The organism is Streptomyces sp. NPDC016469, from assembly GCF_040632905.1.
Lineage (GTDB): Bacteria > Actinomycetota > Actinomycetes > Streptomycetales > Streptomycetaceae > Streptomyces.
Map to the genome: position 1 here is coordinate 1 of NZ_JBEYCQ010000030.1, position 22,262 is coordinate 22,262.

The following is a 22,262-nucleotide window of genomic DNA, read 5'->3' on the forward strand; positions in this document are numbered from 1 at the left end:
ATGCGCCGTCTGACGGTGAGGCAGAGGAGGGCCGCCGCACAGGTCAGGGCGGCGACGCCGCCCTGGAGCGGGAGGTCCCGGGGCCGCCGTCGTCGTAAGGAAAGGACTCAGGCGCGCGGCACCACGGAGCCCGACGCCTCGTCCACGACCTTCCGGTTTCCCAGCGGCCGTTCCAGCGTGACCGTACGGGTCAGCTTCTTCGCGATCTTCACGCAGACCTTGCCCGGCTCGGCCTTCTTCTCCGTCACGGTCACCCGGACCGCGTCCCCGTCCTCGCGCGCGCCGGCCGTGTACGTACTGCACACACCGCCCCAGAACGTCACCGACAGCGTCCGCCCGTCCGCGCTGTACGACCGGACCGCCCGGTCCTTCGCCGTACCGTCGCCGCCCGGGGACGTGCCCGGCACCGGCTCCCGCGTCAGGTACTCCGAGTCCACCGCCACCTGCGTGACCGTGTCACCGATGCCCCCGGCCGGCTTCACCGAGAAGATCCAGGACGGTACGAGCAGCTGCTCGCCGCCCGCCGTGTGCACCGCCAGGCCGAAGACCGCCTTCTCCACCGTCACCGTCGTCGCGGGCCGCTCCGCCCCGGACTCCGCCCCGCAGCCGACCCCGTCCGACAGCGGGGCCGGCGAAGCGCACCCGCCGATCTCCCCGGACGGCGGCTGCTCCGCGTTGAGCCGCTTCAGTGCCTCGGCCGCGCCGATCACCGGATAGGCGTCGCCCTTCTCCAGGGCCTTCAGCTTCCCGGCGCCCCCGGTCACCCGGCCGTCCGGACCCACCTGGATGCCGGTCGCCCAGCCGTACGTGGGGAGCCCGTCCACCACCGGATCGGCGTTGACCACCCGGACCGAGCCCATGAGCTGGTGCGCGTCGAGCGCGGCGCCGCCCTGGCCCGCCGCCTTCAGCACCGGCGCGGCGGCGGCCTTCGCGGTGTTCTCGTCCACGGGCTGCCCACCGCCGCCCGGGGCCACCGAGCAGACGGCGCCCTTCTTGCAGTTGTCCGTCCCGCCGGAGCCGTACCGGGTGAAGGTCCAGCTCCCCGGTGCCTGCTTGTTCACCCGCAGCACCGGACCCGAGCCGTCCCCGTCGGAGCCGACCTTCCAGGACGTGGCCTCCGACTGCGGGGTGCCCGCCAGACCGAGCGCCTTCGCCAGCCTGGTCACCTCCGCGGCCGTGACCGTGCCCCCGGCGCGCTGGACAGCGGCCTTCCCCGGCCCGTCCGGCAGCTTCCCGGACGCGCGGTAGACCAGCCGCCCGCCGTGCGGATCGGGCTCACCCGGGGCGATGCCCTCGCGTGAGGGGGCGGTCGGCGTGCCGGCGTCGTCCAGGGCCAAGGGTGGGGGGGTGGAGCCACCGCCGGACGCCGTGCTCCGCGTGTCGTCGCCGCCGTCCGCCGCGGTCGCGGCCCAGTACGCTCCGCCGCCACCGGCCAGCAGGACGGCGGCCGCCACCGAGGCCGCGACCAGCGGGGAACGCCGCCGGGTGGTGGTCACGTCGTTGTCGGGTCGCTCGGTGCTCACCGGATCGCTCCTTCGCCTGCATCGCCGTCGTGCGCCCGGCCGGCACACGGCCCGCCGCGTGGGGCGGACAGGACTGGGACGGAGCAGCGGGGCAGCTGGTTCCCTAGGGCCTCTCCTCCATCGCGTCGAGCAGCCGGGCGGAGGCGGGCGGCACGGTGACCCCGTGGATCAGGGCGGGCGCGACGCGGACAGGGGTGACCCTCGCGGGAGCCACCCAGTGCGGGGCCATCCGTGCGCAGTCTCCGCGCAGCTCGGCCAGACCGGTCTCGGACTCGCGCGGGGCGATGTGGTTCGACATAACGGCACCGTAGGCACCACGGAGCCCGCGAAGAAAGCCCTACTATCGGGTAGTTTTTCCGCTTCGGAGCGAGCGGGAGCGGGTAGCGTGAACTGTCACGTCACCCCTGGGACGCGGACATCCGTTCCCTTCGACCTCCGCAGGAGACGTCTCCCCGTGCGTATCGCAGTCACCGGCTCCATCGCCACCGACCACCTCATGACCTTCCCCGGCCGCTTCGCCGACCAGCTGGTCGCCGACCAGCTGCACACGGTCTCGCTCTCCTTCCTGGTCGACAACCTGGACGTACGCCGGGGAGGGGTCGCCGCCAACATCTGCTTCGGCATGGGCCTGCTCGGCACCAAGCCGATCCTGGTCGGCGCGGCCGGCTCCGACTTCGACGAGTACCGCGCCTGGCTCGAACGGCACGGCGTCGACACCAGCGGTGTACGGATCTCCGAGGTCCTGCACACCGCCCGCTTCGTCTGCACGACGGACGCCGACCACAACCAGATCGGCTCCTTCTACACCGGCGCCATGAGCGAGGCCCGCCTCATCGAGCTCAAGGCCGTCGCCGACCGCGTGGGCGGCCTCGACCTCGTCTCCATCGGCGCCGACGACCCGGAGGGCATGCTCCGCCACACGGAGGAGTGCCGTACGCGCGGCATCCCGTTCGCCGCCGACTTCTCGCAGCAGATCGCCCGCATGGACGGCGATGAGATCCGCATCCTCCTCGACGGCGCCACGTACCTCTTCTCCAACGAGTACGAGAAGGGGCTCATCGAGTCCAAGACCGGCTGGACCGACGAGGAGATCCTGGGCAAGGTCGGCCACCGGGTCACCACGCTCGGCGCCCAGGGCGTGCGCATCGAGCGGGCCGGCGAGGAGCCCATCGAGGTCGGCTGCCCCGAGGAGAACGTCAAGGCCGACCCGACCGGCGTCGGCGACGCCTTCCGGGCCGGCTTCCTCTCCGGCCTCGCCTGGGGCGTCGGCCTGGAGCGCGCCGCCCAGGTCGGCTGCATGCTCGCCACGCTCGTCATCGAGACCGTGGGCACCCAGGAGTACACCCTGCACCGCACCCACTTCATGGACCGCTTCACCAAGGCGTACGGCCACGAGGCCGCCGCCGAGGTCCGCGCGCACCTCGTCTGACGCGTCGCTCAGGAGAGCCGGCGGACCACATAGGCCGCGCCCCGGTCCGCCGGCTCCTCGCCCACGTACTCCTGTTCGCGCATCGCGCACCAGGCCGGGATGTCCAGCCGGGCCGCCTCGTCGTCGGAGAGCACGGTCACCGTGGCGCCCACCGGCACCCCTCCGATCACCTTTGCGAGCTCGATCACCGGGACCGGGCACCGCTTGCCGAGCGCGTCGACCACCAGTGAGTCGTCCGGAGCGGGGGAGGGGGCCGCCGCCGGCGCGTCCAGCTTCTCGCGGACCCCCGCGACCAGGCCCGGCAGCACCTCCAGGAAACGGTCGACGTCCTCGTCGGTGGTGCCCCGGGGCAGCGACACACGGACGTTCCCCTCCGACAGGACGCCCATCGCCTTGAGCACATGGCTCGGCGTCAGCGTGCTGCTCGTACAGGACGAACCGGACGACACGGAGAAACCGGCCCGGTCCAGCTCCCCGAGCAAGGTCTCCCCGTCGACATAGAGACAGGAGAAGGTCACCAGATGCGGCAGCCGCCGCACCGGATCGCCGACCACCTCCACATCGGGCACCAGTGCGGGCACCCGGGCCCTGATCCGGTCCACCAGCGCACGCAGCCGGACCGCCTCCGCGTCCGCCTCCGCCCGCACCGCGCGCAGGGACGCGGCCGCCGCGACGATGGCCGGCAGGTTCTCGAACCCCGGCGCCCGCCCCGACTCCCGCTCGTCCGCGGGCCCCTGGGGTGCGAACCGGACCCCCTTGCGCACCGCGAGCAGCCCGACCCCGGCCGGCCCGCCCCACTTGTGCGCGCTGCCCGCCAGCAGCGACCAGCCTTCCGTCGCCGGGCCCCAGGCCAGCGACTGCGCGGCGTCCACCAGCAGCGGTACCCCGGCCGCCCGGCACAGCCCGGCCGCCTCGGCCACCGGCTGCTCGGTGCCCACCTCGTGGCTGGCGGACTGGAGGCAGGCCAGCGCGGTGTCCTCGGTCAGCGCCCGCCCGAACGTCTGTGCGTCCACCGCGCCGGTCCGCTCCACCGGGACCCGGGCGACCGTGCCGCCCCGGTCCTCGTGGTCCGCCGCCGCGTGGAGGACCGACGAGTGTTCGACCGCCGACACCACCAGACGGCGTCCGACACGCCGACGCCCGGCGAGTGCGCCGGAAATTCCTGAATGCACCGCCCGGGTGCCCGACGAGGTGAAGGTGAGCTCGTCGGGGCGGCACCCGACGGCCTCGGCGGCGGCCTCCCGGGCCGCGTCGAGCAGCAGCCGGGCGCGGCGCCCCTCGCGGTGCAGCCGGGCCGGATCGGCCCAGCCCTCGTCCAGCGCGGCAAGCAGCGCCTGGCGGGCGACGGGGTGCAGGGGGGCGGCGGACGCCGCGTCGAAGTAGGGCACCCGGTCACGCTAGCCCGGAGCGCCCCCGTCGCCCGCCACCGGCCGCTCCGCCAGGTGGAGGGGGCGTCAGATGGCAGCCGGAGGCGCGAATTCCACCCCTTCGGGGAGTCGGGCGGCGCGTTGGGCACCCTCCCCGCGCGACCCCAAATAGCGTCCAGTAGGGTTTGGTCCGCATAAACATCCAAACCCCTGCCCGTACAGGGCCGGCGACCGACCAGCGAGACGGCCGCGCCGACCGTGCGGGCGAGACTCTCGGGAAGGCGCTACGTGAGTCCCAACGGCTCCGACCGCTCGTCGCGGCGCCCGATGCGGCGGAAGCTGCCGCAGGTGCTGACTGCGGGCCTGATCCTGGCGACCGCCACCGGTTGCACATACAAGGACTTCCCCCGCCTTGGTATGCCTACGCCGGTAACGGAAGAGGCCCCACGGATCCTTTCCCTCTGGCAGGGCTCGTGGGCGGCAGCGCTCGCCACGGGCGTGCTGGTCTGGGGCCTGATCCTGTGGAGCGTCATCTTCCACCGGCGCAGCCGCACCAAGGTGGAGGTACCTCCGCAGACCCGGTACAACATGCCCATCGAGGCGCTGTACACCGTGGTCCCCCTGATCATCGTCTCGGTGCTTTTCTACTTCACCGCCCGGGACGAGACGAAGCTCCTCACGCTCTCCCCGAAGCCCGCCCACACCATCAACGTGGTCGGCTACCAGTGGAGCTGGGGCTTCAACTACATCGAGAACGTGGACGGCTCCGCCGCCACGGGCAACGAGGTCCCCAAGGAGCTCGACGCCATCCCGAACAGGTTCCGCAAGGACTTCCCCAAGGGTGCGGACGGCGTCTACGACGTCGGCATCCCGGGCGACCGGAACCCGCAGACGGGCAACCCGGGGCCGACCCTCTGGCTGCCCAAGGGCGAGAAGGTCCGTTTCATCCTGACTTCGCGTGACGTCATCCACTCCTTCTGGGTGGTGCCGTTCCTCATGAAGCAGGACGTCATTCCGGGCCACACCAACGCCTTCGAGGTGACTCCTACCCAGGAGGGCACCTTCATGGGCAAGTGCGCCGAGCTCTGCGGCGTCGACCACTCCCGGATGCTCTTCAACGTCAAGGTCGTCTCCCCGGAGCGCTATCAGGCGCACCTCAAGGAGCTGGCGAAGAAGGGCCAGAAGGGCTACGTGCCGGCCGGCATCGAGCAGACTGACCCGGCCAGGAATGCGGAGACGAACAAACTGTGAGCATCCTCAACGAACCTCAGGGTGCCGCGGCAGCAGACGACTCGTACGAGGACGAGCTGCCGGTCCGGCGCAAGCAGCCGGGAAACGTCGTCGTCAAGTGGCTGACCACCACTGACCACAAGACGATCGGCACGATGTACCTGGTCACATCGTTCGCCTTCTTCTGCATCGGCGGCCTGATGGCGCTCTTCATGCGCGCCGAGCTGGCCCGGCCGGGCACGCAGATCATGTCGAACGAGCAGTTCAACCAGGCGTTCACGATGCACGGCACGATCATGCTGCTGATGTTCGCGACGCCGCTGTTCGCCGGATTCGCGAACTGGATCATGCCGCTGCAGATCGGCGCGCCCGACGTGGCGTTCCCGCGGCTGAACATGTTCGCGTACTGGCTGTACCTCTTCGGCTCGATCATCGCGGTGGCCGGCTTCATCACCCCGCAGGGTGCCGCCGACTTCGGCTGGTTCGCCTACTCCCCGCTCTCGGACGCCGTCCGTTCGCCGGGTGTCGGCGCCGACATGTGGATCATGGGTCTGGCCTTCTCCGGCTTCGGCACGATCCTCGGTTCGGTCAACTTCATCACCACGATCATCTGCATGCGCGCGCCCGGCATGACGATGTTCCGCATGCCGATCTTCACCTGGAACGTCCTGCTGACCGGTGTGCTGGTCCTGCTGGCCTTCCCGGTCCTGGCGGCCGCGCTGTTCGCCCTGGAGGCGGACCGCAAATTCGGTGCCCATGTATTCGACGCGGCCAACGGCGGCGCCTTGCTATGGCAACACCTCTTCTGGTTCTTCGGCCATCCAGAGGTGTACATCATCGCCTTGCCATTCTTCGGGATCATTTCCGAAGTGATCCCGGTCTTCAGCCGCAAGCCGATGTTCGGTTACATCGGCCTGGTGGCCGCGACGATTTCCATCGCCGGCCTCTCGGTGACCGTGTGGGCCCACCACATGTACGTCACCGGCGGTGTGCTCCTGCCGTTCTTCTCCTTCATGACGTTCCTCATCGCGGTGCCCACCGGGGTGAAGTTCTTCAACTGGATCGGCACGATGTGGAAGGGCTCGCTGTCCTTCGAGACACCGATGCTCTGGGCGATCGGCTTCCTGATCACCTTCACCTTCGGTGGTCTGACCGGCGTCATCCTGGCCTCGCCGCCGATGGACTTCCACGTCTCCGACTCGTACTTCGTGGTCGCGCACTTCCACTACGTGGTCTTCGGCACCGTGGTGTTCGCGATGTTCTCCGGATTCCACTTCTGGTGGCCGAAGTTCACCGGCAAGATGCTGGACGAGCGGCTCGGCAAGATCACCTTCTGGACGCTGTTCGTGGGCTTCCACGGCACGTTCCTGGTGCAGCACTGGCTGGGCGCGGAGGGCATGCCGCGGCGTTACGCGGACTACCTCGCCGCGGACGGCTTCACCGCGCTGAACACCATCTCGACCATCTCCTCGTTCCTGCTCGGCCTGTCGATCCTGCCGTTCTTCTACAACGTCTGGAAGACCGCCAAGTACGGCAAGAAGATCGAGGTGGACGACCCGTGGGGCTACGGCCGTTCGCTGGAGTGGGCGACCTCCTGCCCGCCGCCGCGGCACAACTTCCTCACGCTGCCCCGTATCCGCTCCGAATCCCCGGCGTTCGACCTGCACCACCCGGAGATCACCGCGCTGGAGCAGCTGGAACACGCCTCCGAGGGTGACAAGGCCCTCGCCGGCGGCAAGGAGGCGGGCAAGTGAAGATCCAGGGCAAGATGTTCCTCGGTCTGGCGCTGTTCATCCTCGTCATGGCCGTCACGTACGGCGTGTGGTCGAAGGAGCCCGTAGGCACCACCGCGCTGGTCCTGGCGTTCGGCCTGAGCCTCATGATCGGCTTCTACCTGGCCTTCACGGCCCGGCGGGTCGACGCGATGGCGCAGGACAACAAGGAAGCCGACGTCGCGGACGAGGCCGGCGAGGTGGGGTTCTTCTCCCCGCACAGCTGGCAGCCGCTCTCGCTGGCGATCGGCGGTGCCTTCGGTTTCATGGGCGTCGTCTTCGGCTGGTGGCTGCTGTTCTTCTCGGCGCCGCTGCTCCTGGTCGGCCTCTTCGGCTGGGTGTTCGAGTACTACCGCGGTGAGAACCGCACCCAGTGAGACCGGTCCGCCGGTAGCACACCGCTCCACCTGACGGGGGGCCGACACTTCGACAAGAAGTGTCGGCCCCCCGTTTGCAGTCGTCCCGCGCGCTGAAACGGACGAATGTTCTTAGCGTGAGTCCATGAACCACACGCTGCGCATCCGTCCCGTAGTGAGCTGCACTCTGCTGGCCGCGACCTTGGTCGCCGGGGCGGCAGCCTGCGGGGATTCCGATGGTCACCCCCTGTCGGCCCAGCCGTTCGACGCGGCCGACGAGGTCTCCTTCAACACGCCCGACGGCGGCAAGAAGGTCGACCCCGACAAGCCCCTGGAGATCCGGGTCGACGCCGACGACGGCCGGATCACCGACGTATCGGCCGTGGACGCCGCAGGACGCCATCTGGCGGGCGAACTCGACGCCGACGGACACCGGTGGCACTCCACCGCCCCGCTGGCCGCAGGGACCCGTTACACCGTCAAGGTCCGCATGGAGGACGACGACGGGGCCCCCGGCACCCGCACGATGTCCTTCGACACCGCCAAGGCCACCAAGTTCCTCAAGGTCACCTTCGGCCCCCAGGCGGGCACCTACGGCGTCGGCCAGCCCCTCACGGCCCAGCTCAGCGCCCCCGTCACGGACAACGCCTCACGCGCCACCGTCGAGCGCGGCCTGCAGGTCCGCTCCACGCCCGCGGTCACCGGCTCCTGGTACTGGGTCGACGACAAGACGCTGCACTACCGGCCCAAGGAGTACTGGCCGGTGAAGGCCGACATCGAAGTCAGCTCCAACCTGACCGGCATAAAAGTCACCAACGCGCTCTACGGGGCCCCCGCCAAGGCGTTGAAGATCACCACGGGGGACCGCATCGAGGCCATCACGGACGCCTCCGAGCACACCATGACGGTGCTCCGCAACGGCGAAGTGATCAACACCATCCCAGTCACCACGGGCAAACCGGGCTTCGACACGCGCAACGGCGTCAAGGTGGTGCTCGGAAAGGAGCAGTACGTACGTATGCGCGGGGAGTCCATCGGGATCGCCGCCGGGTCCTCGGACTCGTACGACCTCGACGTCTACTGGGCCACCCGGGTGACATGGAGCGGCGAATACGTGCACGCCGCGCCCTGGTCCACCGGCTCGCAGGGGTACGCCAACGTCAGCCACGGCTGCACCGGCATGAGCACCAGCGAGGCCGAGTGGTTCTTCAACACCGTGCGCGAGGGCGACATCGTCAGCGTCGTCGGCAGCGACGGCGAGACGATGACGCCCTTCGACAACGGCTACGGCGACTGGAACCTGTCCTGGGCCAAGTGGCAGAAGGGCAGCGCGCTCAACAACGACACCACCGCACCACGGGTCGACACGGTCGAGGCCGCGCGGCTGCGTCCCCAGGTCTGACCGTGCGAACGGTCCGTGGGGGCTCAGGCTCCCACGGACAGCCGTGTGCGCAGGAGGGCGGCCAGGGAGTCCGCGAACTCCACCGGCTCCACCGGGAGCGTCACCGCGGCGTCCGCGCGGCTCCAGGTGGCCAGCCAGGCGTCCTGCGGGCGCCCGATGAGGACCAGGACCGGCGGGCAGCGGAAGATCTCGTCCTTGATCTGCCGGCAGACGCCCATGCCGCCCGCCGGAGCGGTCTCACCGTCCAGCACGCAGACGTCGACGCCCCCGCGGTCCAGGGCGTCCAGGACGGCGGGCAGGGTGGCGCACTCCAGGAACTCCACCGGCGGCACGTCCGCCGCGGGCCTGCGCCCTGCTGCCAGCCTCACCTGCTCACGGGTGTGCGCGTTGTCGCTGTAGACCAGGACCGTGGCGGTCGGCTGCATGGTTCCTCCGTGACATCCGTGTCTTCGGGGCACTCGGGGCGCTCGGTGGGCGAGAGCCGTCCGATGCGCGGATCGTACTCCGCCCGACAGCGTGTCAGCACCGGTTCGCACAGCCCTTCCATGGGCCGTTCGGGCAGGACACACCCCTCTGACACACCGAACGGCACCCCCCGGAGTGAGGGCGGGATAAGCGACCGACATAATGTCGGTCGTGGCGACAGCAACGACAGTAGAAACCGGGCACGCGCACCCGTCGGTCAATCGGCCGAACCTCACCAGCGTCGGAACCATCATCTGGTTGAGCTCCGAGCTGATGTTCTTCGCGGCCCTCTTCGCGATGTACTTCACCCTGCGATCGGTGACCGGACCGGAACACTGGAAGGAAATGGCGTCCGCCCTGAACTTCCCGTTCTCGGCGACGAACACCACGATCCTGGTGCTCTCCTCACTCACCTGCCAGCTCGGCGTCTTCGCCGCGGAGCGGGGCGATGTGAAGAAGCTCCGTGCGTGGTTCGTGATCACTTTCGTGATGGGTTCGATCTTCATCGGAGGCCAGGTCTTCGAGTACACCGAGCTGGTGAAGAAGGACGGCCTCTCGCTGTCCTCCGACCCGTACGGCTCGGTGTTCTACCTGACCACAGGCTTCCACGGTCTGCACGTGACAGGCGGTCTCATCGCCTTCCTGCTCGTTCTGGGCAGGACATACGCGGCCAAGAGGTTCACCCATGAACAGGCGACCGCAGCCATCGTCGTGTCCTATTACTGGCACTTCGTCGATGTCGTGTGGATCGGCCTCTTCGCCACGATCTACATGATCAAGTAACCGGGCCCGAGCCCGAACCACATCCAGCATCGACGCAGAAGATCCTGACACCGGGGTAATCCGTGAAAAAGCTCTCCGCACGACGACGCCATCCGTTGGCGGCGGTCGTCGTACTACTCCTCGCGCTGGCGGCCACCGGGGGGCTGTACGCCGCGTTCGCGCCCGCGAGTAAGGCGCAGGCCGACGACACCGCCCAGTCCCTCGCCATCGAAGAGGGCAAGAAGCTGTACTCCGTCGGTTGCGCCAGCTGCCACGGAACCGGCGGTCAGGGCACCACCGACGGGCCGCAGCTTGTCGGCGTGGGCTCCGCCGCCGTGGACTTCCAGGTCGGTACGGGCCGCATGCCCGCGCAGCAGCCGGGCGCCCAGGTACCGAAGAAGAAGGTCATCTACAGCCAGGCCGAGATCGACCAGCTCGCGGCCTACGTCGCGTCGCTCGGCGCCGGTCCGGTCGTCCCGACCAAGAGCCAGGTCAGCCCTGAGGGTGCGGACATCGCCAAGGGTGGCGACCTGTTCCGTACCAACTGCGCGCAGTGCCACAACTTCACCGGCAAGGGTGGCGCGCTGACGAACGGCAAGTACGCGCCGGACCTGGACGGCGTGGACCCGAAGCACATCTACGAGGCCATGCTGACCGGCCCGCAGAGCATGCCGTCCTTCCCCGACTCGACGATGCCCGAGAAGCAGAAGCGGGACATCATCGCCTACGTCAAGACCGTGAACGGCTCCGAAGCCGAGTCCCCCGGCGGCCTCGCTCTCGGTGGCCTGGGTCCGGTCAGCGAAGGTCTGTTCGGCTGGATCTTCGGTCTGGGCGGTCTGATCGCAGTTGCCATTTGGGTCGCGGCCCACACCGCTAAGGCCAAGAAGTCATGAGTAGCCAAGAGATTCCAGAAGAGAACCTGCCCGACGCGCAGGGTGCCGCGCACGGCGCGGTGGACAAGGCGCACGACGACCCGTTCGCCGACCCGGGGCTGCCGGCCCACAAGCCGCGCATCCAGGACATCGACGAGCGGGCCGCGAAGCGCTCCGAGCGCACCGTCGCGACCATGTTCCTGTTGTCCATGCTGGCGACGGTGGGCTTCATCGCCTCCTACGTCATCTTCCCGGTCGACAAGATCGTCTTCATCTTCCCGTTCGGTCATGTCAGCGCGCTCAACTTCTCCCTGGGTCTGACCCTGGGGCTGGCGCTCTTCCTGATCGGCGCGGGCGCCGTCCACTGGGCGCGCACCCTGATGTCCGACGTCGAGGTCGCCGATGACCGGCACGCCATCGAGGCGACGCCCGAGGTCAAGGCGAAGGTGCTGTCCGACTTCGCGGACGGCGCCCGGGAGTCGGCGCTCGGCCGGCGCAAGCTCATCCGCAACACCATGTTCGGTGCGCTGGCCCTGGTGCCGCTCTCCGGCGTGATGCTCCTGCGCGACCTGGGTCCGCTGCCTGAGAAGAAGCTCCGCAAGACCCTGTGGGCCGAGGGCAAGCAGCTCGTCAACATGAACACGATGGAGCCGCTGCGTCCCGAGGACGTGGTCGTCGGTTCGCTGACCTTCGCCATGCCCGAGGGCCTGGAGGAGCACGACGAGGACTTCCAGACGCAGATCGCCAAGGCCGCCCTGATGATCATCCGCATCGAGCCGGACGACATCAAGGACAAGCGCGAGCGCGAGTGGGCGCACGAGGGCATCGTGGCCTTCTCCAAGATCTGCACGCACGTCGGCTGCCCGATCAGCCTGTACGAGCAGCAGACGCACCACGTGCTCTGCCCGTGCCACCAGTCCACCTTCGACCTCTCCGACGGCGCCCGCGTCATCTTCGGTCCGGCCGGCCACGCCCTCCCGCAGCTGCGGATCGGCGTGAACAGCGAGGGCAACCTCCAGGCGCTCGGTGACTTCGAAGAGCCCGTCGGTCCTGCATTCTGGGAGCGCGGATGAGTACTGCGACGAACACACCCGGTGCCGCGGCGCCGGGGAACCGCAAGGCGCCCGCCGGTGAGCGGGTGGCCGACTGGGCGGACGGCCGGCTGGGGATCTACTCCCTCGCCAAGTCCAACATGCGCAAGATCTTCCCGGACCACTGGTCCTTCATGCTCGGTGAGATCTGCCTCTACAGCTTCATCATCATCATCCTCACGGGTGTGTACCTGACGCTGTTCTTCCACCCGAGCATGAACGAGGTCGTCTACCACGGCCCGTACGAGCCCATGCAGGGCATCCGGATGTCGGAGGCGTACGCCTCGACGCTGGACATCAGCTTCGACGTCCGCGGTGGTCTGCTGGTCCGGCAGATCCACCACTGGGCCGCGGTCATCTTCCTGGCCGGCATGTTCGTGCACATGATGCGCGTCTTCTTCACCGGCGCGTACCGCAAGCCGCGCGAGATCAACTGGCTGTTCGGCTTCCTGCTGTTCGTCCTCGGCATGTTCACCGGTTTCACCGGCTACTCGCTGCCGGACGACCTGCTCTCCGGTACCGGTGTCCGCTTCACCCAGGGCGCGATCCTGTCGACGCCGATCGTCGGTACGTACATCTCGATGTTCCTGTTCGGCGGGGAGTTCCCCGGCGGCGACATCATCGCGAGGTTCTACTCGATCCACATCCTGCTGCTGCCGGGCATCATGCTCGGGCTCGTGGTCGGCCACCTGATCCTGGTCTTCTACCACAAGCACACCCAGTTCGCGGGTCCCGGACGGACCAACAAGAACGTCGTCGGCATGCCCCTGCTGCCGGTGTACATGGCTAAGGCCGGCGGGTTCTTCTTCCTGGTCTTCGGCTTCATCGCGATCATCGCGGCGATCGCCTCGATCAACCCCATCTGGGCGATCGGCCCGTACCGTCCCGACCAGGTGTCCACGGGTGCCCAGCCGGACTGGTACATGGGCTTCGCCGAGGGCTTCGTCCGCGTGATGCCGGGCTGGGAGATCAACCTCTGGGGCCACACCCTGGTCCTGGGTGTCTTCATCCCGCTCGTCCTGTTCGGTCTGGTCCTCGGTGCGCTGGCCCTGTGGCCGTTCATCGAGTCCTGGATCACCGGTGACAAGCGCGAGCACCATCTCCTGGACAAGCCGCGCAACGCGCCGACCCGGACGGCCCTCGGTGTCGCCTGGGTGACGATCTACTTCGTCATGCTGATCGGCGGCGGCAACGACATCTGGGCGACGCACTTCCACCTGTCGCTCAACTCGATCAGCTGGTTCGTCCGTATCGCCTTCTTCGTCGGCCCGGTCATCGCGTTCGTCGTGACCCGGCGGATCTGCCTCGGCCTCCAGCGCCGCGACAAGGAGAAGGTGCTGCACGGCCGCGAGTCGGGTCTCATCAAGCGGCTGCCGCACGGTGAGTTCGTCGAGGTCCACGAGCCGCTGTCGCCGGAGGCGCGGTACAAGCTCACCGCGCACGAGCAGTACAAGCCGCTCGAGATCGGCCCGACGGTCGACGAGAACGGTGTGGAGCGCAAGGTCTCCAGGATCACCAAGGTCCGGGCGCGGCTCAGCAAGAGCCTGTACGGCGAGGACAACCAGATCGCCAAGCCCACCGCCGAGGAGTACAAGGAGATCACCAGCGGCCACGGCCACCACTGATCACCCGTTCTGATCGCCACGGCGAGAGCCCCGTCCATTCGCTGGACGGGGCTCTTTGCCGTCCCGGGGGCTCGATAGGGTGGAGCCCTCCCTTATCGGCTGTGGACCCCAGGAGCGGACCATGAACGTTGTGACCCCGGACGGCGGCGACAGCGTGGCGGCCTTCTCCTGGCCCAGCGTGCTGACCCCCCTGATGCGCGGCGAGGACCTGAGCGCCGATGCCACCGCGTGGGCCATGGACCGCGTCATGAGCGGCGAGGCCACCGACGCGCAGATCGCCGGTTTCGCGGTCGCCCTGCGCGCCAAGGGCGAGACGGTCACGGAGGTCTCCGGCCTGGTCCGCGCGATGTACGAGCACGCCACGACCATCGAAGTGCCGGGCCGGACCGTCGACATCGTCGGCACCGGCGGCGACATGGCCAAGACGGTCAACATCTCCACCATGTCCGCGATCGTGATCGCGGGGACCGGTGCCAAGGTCGTCAAGCACGGCAGCCGCTCCGCCTCGTCGGCCAGCGGCTCGTCCGACGTGCTCGGGAAGCTCGGCGTCAACCTGGAGCTGTCCCCGCGGCGCGTCGTGGAGGTGGCCGAGGAGGCGGGCATCACCTTCTGCTTCGCGGTGAAGTTCCACCCCGCCCTGCGCCACGCGGCCAAGGCCCGTGCGGAGCTGGGCGCGCCCACCACGTTCAACATCCTGGGCCCGCTCACCAATCCGGCCCGGGTGCGCTCCCAGGCGATCGGGGTGGCCGACCTCCGCATGGCCCCCATCGTCGCGGGCGTGCTCGCCGAGCGCGGCAACTCCGCCCTGGTGTTCCGGGGCGACGACGGCCTGGACGAGCTGACCACCACGGCGACCTCGCGGGTCTGGGTGGCCCGGGACGGCGTGGTCCGCGAGGAGACCTTCGACCCCCGCGACGTGGGCGTCGACCTGGTCCCGGTGGAGGCGCTGCGCGGCGCCGACGCCTCGTACAACGCGGATGTGGCGCGCCGGCTGCTGGCCGGGGAGACCGGTCCGGTGCGGGACGCCGTGCTGCTCAACTCGGCGGCGGCGCTGGTCGCGCTGGACCCGGGCGAGGGGACGCTCACCGAGCAGATCCGGGCCGGTATGGCGAAGGCGGCCGAGTCCATCGACTCGGGTGAGGCGGGGCGGGTGCTGGAGAGATGGGTCGTCGCCAGCAACGCGTGAGCGCGTCGATGTGAGGCAGGGCGCAGTCCGGATCGCGGACTGCGCCTTGCGCGTTCCCGTACGTATGGCAAGATGCTGCGCAGGTCATGAGTGACAGCGACTACGGCCCCGGCCCGCTGTCCGGCAACCCTCCGTCCGTGGCGGGGTGCCCCGGGTGAAGACCGGGCCGCAGGCAGCGAGGTCTGTGGCAAGCGCGGACCCCTCGACGTCGCGTGACGTCCACCCGTGGGGTCCTTGGTCCTCAGGGAGCCTCTTGTGAGCAAGCGAATGCGTTAGGGCCCGAGGCCCTTCTCCGCACACCCCTCTTCTCTTCCACTCCGTGCTGCCGCGTTTCCGCGGGCACGCGGAATTCGCCTGCCTGTTACGGGAGTTCGCCATGTCTGTCTTCACCGCTGCCGCCGACCAGTCGCTTTGTGCCCCGCTGCCGGTTCTGGGCGAGGATGTCCTCGTCCCGCTCGTCACCGGAGGTGAGGTCGGCTACGCCGCGCTGGACTACGCGGCGAGCGCCCCGGCGCTGAAGCGGGTCTGGGACGACGTGGCCGCGTACGCCCCGTACTACGGCAGCGTGCACCGGGGCGCCGGGTACCTCTCGCAGCTGTCCACGGACCTCTTCGAGTCGAGCCGGGCCACCGTGGCGGAGTTCCTGGGCTGCCGCCCCGAGGACCAGGTCGTCTTCACCCGGTCCACCACGGACTCGCTGAACCTGCTGGCCGCCGCGCTGCCCGCCGACTGCCAGGTCTTCGTCTTCGAGACCGAGCACCACGCCTCGCTGCTGCCCTGGCGCGACGCCCACGTCACCTACCTGAACGCCCCGCGCACCCCCGCCCAGGCCGTCGCCACCCTGGAGCGCGCCCTCGCCGACCGGAAGCCGCACGGCCCCGCGCTCGTCTGCGTCACCGGCGCGTCCAACGTCACCGGCGAGCTGTGGCCCGTACGGGAGCTGGCCGCCGCCGCGCACGCCCACGGCGCCCGGATCGTCCTGGACGCCGCCCAGCTCGCCCCGCACCACCCGGTGGACATCGCCGAGCTGGACGTGGACTGGGTCGCCTTCTCCGGGCACAAGCTGTACGCGCCGTTCGGCTCGGGCGTCCTGGCCGGCCGGGCCGACTGGCTGCGCGACGCGGAGCCGTACCTCGCCGGCGGCGGCGCCTCCCGTACGGTGGCCCGGCGCGCGGACGGCGGCGTGGACGTCGAGTGGCACACCACCGCCGCCCGCCACGAGGCCGGCTCGCCCAACGTCATCGGCGTCTACTCCATCGCCTCCGCCTGCAAGGCGCTCACCGAGGCCGGCTTCGACCGGCTGGTCGCCCGCGAGCAGCGCCTCGTCCGCGAGGTCCTGACCGGGCTGGCCGAGGTCCCCGAGGTGAAGGTGCTCTCGCTGTTCGGCGACGACGCGCCGAGGGTCGGCGTGATCTCGTTCGTGGTGGAGGGCTGGAACAGCTCCCACTTCGCCGCCGCGCTGTCCGCCGAGTACGGCATCGGGGTGCGCGACGGCCTCTTCTGCGCCCACCCGCTCGTGCGCACCCTGCTCGGCAGCGACCCGGGCGAGGCGGGGGAGTGCGGGGCGCCGGAGGCCCAGCCGGGCGAGCGGTCGCTCAACGCGATCCGGGTCAGCTTCGGCGCCGGGACCCCGGACGAGCACGTCGAGCGCTTCCTGCGCGCGGTCCGGGAGCTGGTGAGCGACGGGGCGCGCTGGAAGTACCGCACCGAGGACGGCCGTTGCGTGCCGGACCGGGGCGCCGCCCAGGTCTGAGGGCCGGGCGGCGCCGCCCGCCTACGCGTCCAGGCCGATGGAGAACGCGGCCTCCAGGTCGTGCTGCGAGTACGTGCGGAAGGCCACGTGGGTGTCGGTCCCCTCGACGCCCTGGATCTTGCTGATCCGGCCGGGGATGACCTCGGCCAGGTCGTCGTGCTTGGCCACCCGGACCATGGCGATCAGGTCGTAGGTGCCGGTGACCGAGAAGACCTCGCTGACGCTGTCCAGCGCGGCGATGGCCTCGGCGATCTCGGGAATCCGGTCCACGCTGGTTTTGATGAGCACGATCGCGGTGATCACGGCTGTGTTTCTCCCTCGGTGGCCGTGGCTGAAGACTTCACTCTAGCGTTACGCCTGTACCGCCCCCAGGCGTAGAAGAACCCGGTCGCGAAGCCGACGACGTGGGCCAGGTACGCCACACCGGGTCCGCTTCCCGCACCCTCGGCGGCCAGCCACTGGAGCACGAACCAGAAGATCAGCACCACCCACGCGGGGAAGCGCAGCGGCAGGAACAGCAGGAACGGGAAGACGCTGGTGACCCGGGCCCGGGGGAAGAGGTAGAGGAACGCCCCCAGCACGGCCGAGATCGCCCCCGACGCGCCGACGAGCGTCTGGTCGGACGTGGCGTGCGCGGCGGCGTACGCGAGCAGCGCGAGGTAGCCGCAGCCCAGGTAGAACAGGGCGAACTCGGTGTGCCCCATGCGTTCCTCGGCCATCGCGCCGAACACGTACAGGAACAGCATGTTGCCCAGCAGGTGCAGCCAGCTGCCGTGCACGAAGAGTGCGGTGAACGGGGTGAGCAGGGCGTGCGCCGAGCCGTCCCACAGCTCGCTCGGGATCACGCCCCACCGTTCGAAGTAGCCCGCCTGCGCGGCGAGCAGCGCGTCGGCCCCGCCGCGCACCGGGACGAAGCCGGAGAGCGGGCTGATCACGAAGACCGCGCAGCACAGGGCGATGAGGGCGTACGTCACCGGTGGCCCGCCCGAAGTGGCCGCGCGCAGGAGTCTGCCCGCCGCAGCCCGCCGATCGATCATGAACAGAGCATGACGCAAGCGGAGCGAACGGGACAGACCGCCTCGCCGTGCCGGGGGGAAGCGCCGAGGCCGTAGGGTGACAGGTGGACATCCGCAGTTCGACGGCGCACCGCGAGACCCTTGTCCGGCAGCTCACGGCTCGACGAAAGAGGACGCACGATGACGACCGTTCCCCAGCCGACCGACACCACTCGCTGGCGCTGCACGCTCTGCGGGAACCTCACGCGCTTCGACGTGACGCGGTCCTCGAAGGTCGTGGAGTACGTGCACCTCGACCTGGCCGGTGAGTCGAGCGTCGAGGAACGCGAGGTGGTCAGTGAGACCATCGAGTCGGTCCGTTGTCGTTGGTGCAACGCGGTGGACCAGATCGAGCTCGTCGACAGGCCGGGTGCCGACTCCTGACGGGGCCGTGCGGAGACAACACAATGGGGTGACGGATGGTGGAGCAGCCCGAGGGCGGCGCCGCGTCGGCCGACGGGGCCGACGACGCCGTGGAGGCGCTCGACCGCCCGCTGCCCGAAGGGGTACGGCGCCGGGTCGTCGCGCTGGTGTCCGACGCGTTCGGTGGCCTCACGGTCGCCGAACTGCCCACCCAGCTGAGGCAGTATGCCCGCTTCACGGCGTCGCGGCGCGCCAAGTTCGCCGGGAACGCCATGGCGGCCGCCGTGGCGAACGACGACCGGTTCCGCCGCCGGATCGGTGACCGGTTCCGGGAGGCCCAGCCGGAGCTGGCGGCTGCCGTGGAATCCGGCGCGCCGCCCGCCGCCGCCGACCCGGTGGACGTGGCGGCCGCGGCGTACGTGCTGCGCCCCGACGGCTGGGTCAAGCTGGTCGCGGCGGCCGGCGAGGAGGTCCAGCGCGCCGACGCCGAGCGGGCCGGCGAGGAGAGCCGGCGCGAGGTGGCGCGGCTGCGCGAGGAGCTGGCCGAGGCCCGGGCCCACACGAAGAGCGAGACGGAACGGCTCCGCGCCGAACTGGACGCCGCCCGCAAGGAGGCGGACTCCCTCCAGCGCAAGCTGCGCAGCGCGGTCAGCGAGGTCAAGCGCGGTGAGGCGGCGCTGCGCCGGGGACGCGCCGAGACCGAGGCGGTACGTGCCGAGGCGGCCGCCCAGGTGTCCGCCGCCGAGAGCGAGACCCGGCGGCTGAGGGCGAGGCTCGGGGAGGCGGAGGCGTCCGTCGAGGCGAGTCGCAGGGCTGCCCGGGAGGGGCGCTCTGTCGAGGACATGCGGCTGCGGCTGCTGCTGGACACGGTGCTCGAAGCGGCAGGCGGGCTGCGGCGCGAACTGGCGCTGCCGCCCTCCTCGATGCGGCCGGCGGACACTGTGGACGCGGTGGAGCCCGGCCGGATGTCGCCCAAGGACATCGCGGCCAGGGCCCTTTCGGAGACCGACCCGGCGCTGCTCGACCAGCTCCTGGCGCTGCCGCAGGCCCATTTGATCGTGGACGGCTACAACGTCACCAAGACGGGTTATCCGCAGATGCCGTTGGAGAAGCAGCGGCTGCGGCTGCTCGGCGGGCTCTCGGTCCTCGCGGCACGCACGGGCGCGGAGATGACGTGTGTGTTCGACGGGGCGGAGCTGGCCGCACCGGTGCTGCTGGCGCCGCCGCGCGGGGTGCGGGTGCTGTTCAGCAAGCCGGGGGTCACCGCCGACGAGCTGATCCGTCAACTGGCGCGCGCGGAACCGCCGGGACGGCCCGTGGTGGTGGTCTCCACCGACCGCGAGGTGGCCGACGGAGTGGCGAAGGCGGGGGCCAGGCCCGTTGCGTCCGCCTTGCTCCTGAAGAGGCTTTCGAGGGTTTAGTACCCCTTGTGGGGAGTTCGTCAGAGATCAGGGAACGGACCGTCAATTCGCCGCTACACGCCGTGGGGTGTGGGTAAAGAAGTGCCGTGTGTGACGAGATTTTTCCTGTGAGGATTTGAACTGATCACAAGATGGTCACTAAGGTCGGGCCTCGAACCTTCGCGCGGTCGATCACCCACCCGGGGTGGCGGCGAAGGAACCGCCGAGTCCGTGACGTTGCACGGAGCCGGGGATCTCTTCCCCCACAGATCCGGTAGGCGGCTCGAGGAAGAAGGAGCTCGCCTTCGTGGCGTCCCACCGTCGTCCCAAGCAGCCGAGCCGCACTCGTGTGACCGTGCTCACCGCGACCGCAGCCGCGGCCGTCGCCCTGTCCTCCCAGGCCGCTCACGCCGACCCCAAGCCGACCAAGAACGAGGTCAAGGCGAAGGTCGACAAGCTCTACCACGAGGCCGGAGCGGCCACCGAGCAGTACAACGGGGCCAAGGAGAAGCAGGAAAAGCTCGAGAAGCAGATCAGCGCGATCCAGGACAAGGTGGCCCGTGGGCAGGAGGAGCTCAACCAGCTCCGCACCGGCCTCGGTTCCCTCGCCGCCGCGCAGTACCGCTCCGGAGGCATCGACCCCTCCGTCCAGCTCTTCCTCTCGTCCGACCCGGACAGCTTCCTCGACCAGGCGTCCGCGCTCGACCAGTTGACGGCCAAGCAGACCGAGGCCCTGTCGAAGGTCCAGGAGAAGCAGCGGGCCCTCGCGCAGCAGCGCAAGGAGGCCCAGGACAAGCTGAGCGACCTCGCCTCCGTCCGCAAGACGCTCGGTGAGAAGAAGAAGAAGCAGCAGGCGAAGCTCGCCGAGGCGCGCCGCCTGCTCAACACCCTCACCGCGGCCGAGCAGGCGAAGATCCGCCAGGACGAGGCCCGCGCCAGCCGCGACGCGGGCACCCGCGTCGACCTCGGCAGCGAGGCCCCCGCCTCCGGTCTCGGAGCCGCCGCCCTCAACGCCGCCGCCACCCGTCTGGGCAAGCCGTACGTCCCCTCGGCCACCGGACCCAACTCGTTCGACTGCTCGGGCCTGACCATGTGGGCCTACGCCCAGGCCGGCGTCAACATCACCCGCACCACCTACACCCAGGTCAACCAGGGCCACCGGATCGGCGTCAGCCAGCTGGCCCCCGGCGACCTGGTCTTCTTCAACGGCAACGAGCACGTCGGCCTCTACGCGGGCAACGGCCAGGTCCTGCACGCCCCGTACCCCGGCGCCTACGTGCGCTACGAGTCGATGAGCACCATCGGCAGCATCTACGCCGCCGTGCGCATCTGAACCGCGCCCGAACGGGCGAATTCCCGCGCCCCGTACTGACGCCCGCCCCGCCGGAGACCACAGGTCACCGGCGGGGCGTCACTGTGTGTGGCCCCCACCGGCCCGGCGCGTCTTTGTCCGCTCCGTGATCACACGGCTACTGTCTGCCTGCTGCCGCGGCTCCCGTACGTCGGTCCGCCCGTCCGGGCGGCAGGGGCCGCGCGCGTCTGCGTACAGCGGAAGGGAGTGCGGCGTCCTGTGGGATCCCATCGCCGTTCCACACAGCCCGGAGCCGGTCGCGGTGCCCGGGCCACTGTCCTGACGGCGGCGGCCGCGACCGCGGCCGCGACACTCGGCGCCGCCACCGCGCACGCCGAGCCGCACGACACCCCGCAGTCCGCCGGGGCCCGCGTCGACCACCTCTACGCCGAGGCCGAGCGCGCCACCGAGCAGTACAACAGGGCCGGCGAGGACGTGACCCGGCTGCGCGGCGAGGTGAGCCGGGCCCAGGACCGGGCCGCCCGGGGCCAGGAACGCATCAATAGGATGCGCGAGGAGCTGGGCTCGGCGGCCCGGGCGGAGTACCGGGCGGGCGGCATCGACCCCTCGCTGGCCCTGCTGCTCACCTCGGACCCCGAGAGCTACCTCGACCGGGCCGCCGCCGTCACCATGGCCGACGCCCACCGGGCCGCCGCCCTCGCCGAACTCCGCAGGGCCCAGCGGGCGCTCGCCCAGACCCGGGCCGAGGCCGCCCGCTCGCTGGCCGGCCTGGAGCGCGGCCGGGAAGCCGTCAGCCGCCACAAGCGGACCGTCGAACGCAAGCTCGCCCGGGCCAGGCAGCTGCTGAAGTCTCTGCCGGCCTCCGAGCGGGCCGCCCTGGCCCGCGCCTCGCGCGACGGCCGCGACCCGGGCGCCGGGCTCCTGGCCGGGCTCCCCGCGGGCTCGTCCCGCGCCGCCGCGGCCGTCCTGGCCGCACAGCAGGCGCTCGGCCGGCCCTACGTGTGGGGCGCCAACGGGCCCTCCGGGTTCGACTGCTCCGGGCTGATGCAGTGGGCCTGGGCCCAGGCCGGGGTGAGCCTGCCCCGGACCTCGCAGGCCCAGCGGTACGCCGGCCGCATGGTGCCGCTCTCCGAGGCCCGCCCCGGCGACCTCGTCGCCTACCGGGCGGACGCGAGCCACATCGCGATGTACGTCGGGAACGGCCAGGTCATCCACGCCCCGTACCCGGGCGCCCCGGTCCGCTACGACCCCGTCGGCATGATGCCCGTCTCCTCGGTCACCCGGGTCTGACCCCGGCGA

21 protein-coding genes and 1 riboswitch are annotated in these 22,262 nt (G+C 70.2%); of the genes, 15 read left to right on the forward strand and 6 right to left on the reverse strand.

The genetic code is table 11. The features are described from left to right. Window positions 1-107: 107 nt before the first annotated feature. Both ABZ565_RS28110 and ABZ565_RS28115 read right to left on the reverse strand, forming a co-directional pair. Window positions 108-1,523: a hypothetical protein gene (locus tag ABZ565_RS28110; protein ID WP_361032645.1), complete on the reverse strand. Its 1,416-nt coding sequence runs from the start codon at window positions 1,521-1,523 to the stop codon at window positions 108-110. A 103-nt stretch (window positions 1,524-1,626) separates the two neighbouring features. After that, on the reverse strand, window positions 1,627-1,821 hold the full coding sequence (locus ABZ565_RS28115; protein ID WP_361032648.1) for a hypothetical protein: 195 nt from the start codon (window positions 1,819-1,821) through the stop codon (window positions 1,627-1,629). A gap of 156 nt (window positions 1,822-1,977) precedes the next feature. Here ABZ565_RS28115 and ABZ565_RS28120 point away from each other — a divergent pair, with 156 nt between their 5' ends. Continuing rightward, the gene (locus ABZ565_RS28120; protein WP_361032651.1) at window positions 1,978-2,952 is read left to right on the forward strand and encodes a carbohydrate kinase family protein; all 975 of its coding nucleotides are present in this window, start codon (window positions 1,978-1,980) and stop codon (window positions 2,950-2,952) included. Window positions 2,953-2,960: 8 nt separating this feature from the next. Here the strand turns inward: ABZ565_RS28120 and ABZ565_RS28125 are convergent, their stop codons facing one another. Then, window positions 2,961-4,340, reverse strand: a complete 1,380-nt coding sequence (locus tag ABZ565_RS28125; RefSeq protein ID WP_361032655.1) for an aminotransferase class V-fold PLP-dependent enzyme — start codon at window positions 4,338-4,340, stop codon at window positions 2,961-2,963. Window positions 4,341-4,607: 267 nt separating this feature from the next. On the opposite strand from ABZ565_RS28125, the gene coxB reads away from it, so the two are divergent. The 4 genes from coxB to ABZ565_RS28145 all read left to right on the forward strand — a co-directional run bounded on the left by coxB (window position 4,608) and on the right by ABZ565_RS28145 (window position 9,079). Continuing rightward, entirely contained in the window at window positions 4,608-5,570 is a 963-nt protein-coding gene (gene coxB / locus ABZ565_RS28130; RefSeq protein WP_164399459.1) for a cytochrome c oxidase subunit II, read from the forward strand. Next, window positions 5,567-7,303 carry a cytochrome c oxidase subunit I gene (gene ctaD / locus ABZ565_RS28135; RefSeq protein ID WP_361032658.1) on the forward strand — a complete coding sequence of 579 codons (1,737 nt, stop codon included), beginning with the start codon at window positions 5,567-5,569 and terminating at the stop codon, window positions 7,301-7,303. Before coxB ends, ctaD begins: the two co-directional genes overlap by 4 nt. After that, window positions 7,300-7,698 carry a cytochrome c oxidase subunit 4 gene (locus ABZ565_RS28140; RefSeq protein WP_093709170.1) on the forward strand — a complete coding sequence of 133 codons (399 nt, stop codon included), beginning with the start codon at window positions 7,300-7,302 and terminating at the stop codon, window positions 7,696-7,698. Before ctaD ends, ABZ565_RS28140 begins: the two co-directional genes overlap by 4 nt. 124 nt (window positions 7,699-7,822) lie before the next feature. After that, entirely contained in the window at window positions 7,823-9,079 is a 1,257-nt protein-coding gene (locus ABZ565_RS28145; RefSeq protein WP_361032663.1) for an Ig-like domain-containing protein, read from the forward strand. A 23-nt stretch (window positions 9,080-9,102) separates the two neighbouring features. Here the strand turns inward: ABZ565_RS28145 and ABZ565_RS28150 are convergent, their stop codons facing one another. Continuing rightward, entirely contained in the window at window positions 9,103-9,504 is a 402-nt protein-coding gene (locus ABZ565_RS28150) for a hypothetical protein (protein WP_361032667.1), read from the reverse strand. Window positions 9,505-9,706: 202 nt separating this feature from the next. On the opposite strand from ABZ565_RS28150, the gene ABZ565_RS28155 reads away from it, so the two are divergent. The 6 genes from ABZ565_RS28155 to ABZ565_RS28180 all read left to right on the forward strand — a co-directional run bounded on the left by ABZ565_RS28155 (window position 9,707) and on the right by ABZ565_RS28180 (window position 16,833). Continuing rightward, a complete protein-coding gene (locus ABZ565_RS28155) occupies window positions 9,707-10,327 on the forward strand; it encodes a heme-copper oxidase subunit III (RefSeq protein WP_026171689.1) in 621 nt (206 codons plus the stop codon). A 62-nt stretch (window positions 10,328-10,389) separates the two neighbouring features. Continuing rightward, on the forward strand, window positions 10,390-11,199 hold the full coding sequence (locus tag ABZ565_RS28160; RefSeq protein WP_361032670.1) for a c-type cytochrome: 810 nt from the start codon (window positions 10,390-10,392) through the stop codon (window positions 11,197-11,199). After that, window positions 11,196-12,251 (forward strand): Rieske 2Fe-2S domain-containing protein, encoded by a 1,056-nt coding sequence (locus ABZ565_RS28165; RefSeq protein WP_361032673.1) that lies wholly within the window; start codon window positions 11,196-11,198, stop codon window positions 12,249-12,251. The genes ABZ565_RS28160 and ABZ565_RS28165 overlap by 4 nt, the downstream gene beginning before the upstream one ends. Beyond that, the gene (locus ABZ565_RS28170; RefSeq protein ID WP_361032676.1) at window positions 12,248-13,894 is read left to right on the forward strand and encodes a ubiquinol-cytochrome c reductase cytochrome b subunit; all 1,647 of its coding nucleotides are present in this window, start codon (window positions 12,248-12,250) and stop codon (window positions 13,892-13,894) included. The genes ABZ565_RS28165 and ABZ565_RS28170 overlap by 4 nt, the downstream gene beginning before the upstream one ends. A 121-nt stretch (window positions 13,895-14,015) precedes the next feature. Further along, window positions 14,016-15,080 carry an anthranilate phosphoribosyltransferase gene (gene trpD, locus ABZ565_RS28175; protein WP_361032679.1) on the forward strand — a complete coding sequence of 355 codons (1,065 nt, stop codon included), beginning with the start codon at window positions 14,016-14,018 and terminating at the stop codon, window positions 15,078-15,080. Between the two features lie 82 nt (window positions 15,081-15,162). Then, a riboswitch (SAM riboswitch) is annotated at window positions 15,163-15,280 on the forward strand. A gap of 176 nt (window positions 15,281-15,456) precedes the next feature. Continuing rightward, window positions 15,457-16,833 (forward strand): aminotransferase class V-fold PLP-dependent enzyme, encoded by a 1,377-nt coding sequence (locus ABZ565_RS28180; RefSeq protein ID WP_361032682.1) that lies wholly within the window; start codon window positions 15,457-15,459, stop codon window positions 16,831-16,833. Between the two features lie 21 nt (window positions 16,834-16,854). On the opposite strand, the gene ABZ565_RS28185 is transcribed toward ABZ565_RS28180, so the two are convergent. After that, entirely contained in the window at window positions 16,855-17,136 is a 282-nt protein-coding gene (locus ABZ565_RS28185) for an Lrp/AsnC ligand binding domain-containing protein (RefSeq protein WP_164399449.1), read from the reverse strand. Beyond that, on the reverse strand, window positions 17,133-17,870 hold the full coding sequence (locus tag ABZ565_RS28190) for a rhomboid family intramembrane serine protease (RefSeq protein ID WP_361032685.1): 738 nt from the start codon (window positions 17,868-17,870) through the stop codon (window positions 17,133-17,135). The genes ABZ565_RS28185 and ABZ565_RS28190 overlap by 4 nt, the downstream gene beginning before the upstream one ends. A gap of 159 nt (window positions 17,871-18,029) precedes the next feature. On the opposite strand from ABZ565_RS28190, the gene ABZ565_RS28195 reads away from it, so the two are divergent. The 4 genes from ABZ565_RS28195 (at window position 18,030) to ABZ565_RS28210 (ending at window position 22,253) form a co-directional block, all read left to right on the forward strand. After that, a complete protein-coding gene (locus ABZ565_RS28195; protein ID WP_018104398.1) occupies window positions 18,030-18,272 on the forward strand; it encodes a hypothetical protein in 243 nt (80 codons plus the stop codon). A gap of 38 nt (window positions 18,273-18,310) precedes the next feature. Next, window positions 18,311-19,672 (forward strand): NYN domain-containing protein, encoded by a 1,362-nt coding sequence (locus ABZ565_RS28200; protein WP_361032845.1) that lies wholly within the window; start codon window positions 18,311-18,313, stop codon window positions 19,670-19,672. 286 nt (window positions 19,673-19,958) lie between these two features. Continuing rightward, window positions 19,959-20,984: an NlpC/P60 family protein gene (locus ABZ565_RS28205; protein ID WP_361032688.1), complete on the forward strand. Its 1,026-nt coding sequence runs from the start codon at window positions 19,959-19,961 to the stop codon at window positions 20,982-20,984. 237 nt (window positions 20,985-21,221) lie between these two features. Next, the gene (locus ABZ565_RS28210) at window positions 21,222-22,253 is read left to right on the forward strand and encodes a C40 family peptidase (protein ID WP_361032691.1); all 1,032 of its coding nucleotides are present in this window, start codon (window positions 21,222-21,224) and stop codon (window positions 22,251-22,253) included. The last annotated feature ends 9 nt before the right edge of the window (window positions 22,254-22,262 follow it).

Bases quoted from the DNA above. Each gene is read 5' to 3' on its own strand.
- ABZ565_RS28115 (WP_361032648.1), bottom strand. From the start codon at position 1,821: ATGTCGAACCACATCGCCCCGCGCGAGTCCGAGACCGGTCTGGCCGAG.
- ABZ565_RS28145 (WP_361032663.1), top strand. From the start codon at position 7,823: ATGAACCACACGCTGCGCATCCGTCCCGTAGTGAGCTGCACTCTGCTG.
- ABZ565_RS28150 (WP_361032667.1), bottom strand. From the start codon at position 9,504: ATGCAGCCGACCGCCACGGTCCTGGTCTACAGCGACAACGCGCACACC.
- ABZ565_RS28155 (WP_026171689.1), top strand. From the start codon at position 9,707: ATGTCGGTCGTGGCGACAGCAACGACAGTAGAAACCGGGCACGCGCAC.
- ABZ565_RS28165 (WP_361032673.1), top strand. From the start codon at position 11,196: ATGAGTAGCCAAGAGATTCCAGAAGAGAACCTGCCCGACGCGCAGGGT.
- ABZ565_RS28170 (WP_361032676.1), top strand. From the start codon at position 12,248: ATGAGTACTGCGACGAACACACCCGGTGCCGCGGCGCCGGGGAACCGC.
- trpD (WP_361032679.1), top strand. From the start codon at position 14,016: ATGAACGTTGTGACCCCGGACGGCGGCGACAGCGTGGCGGCCTTCTCC.
- ABZ565_RS28180 (WP_361032682.1), top strand. From the start codon at position 15,457: ATGTCTGTCTTCACCGCTGCCGCCGACCAGTCGCTTTGTGCCCCGCTG.
- ABZ565_RS28190 (WP_361032685.1), bottom strand. From the start codon at position 17,870: ATGATCGATCGGCGGGCTGCGGCGGGCAGACTCCTGCGCGCGGCCACT.
- ABZ565_RS28195 (WP_018104398.1), top strand. From the start codon at position 18,030: ATGACGACCGTTCCCCAGCCGACCGACACCACTCGCTGGCGCTGCACG.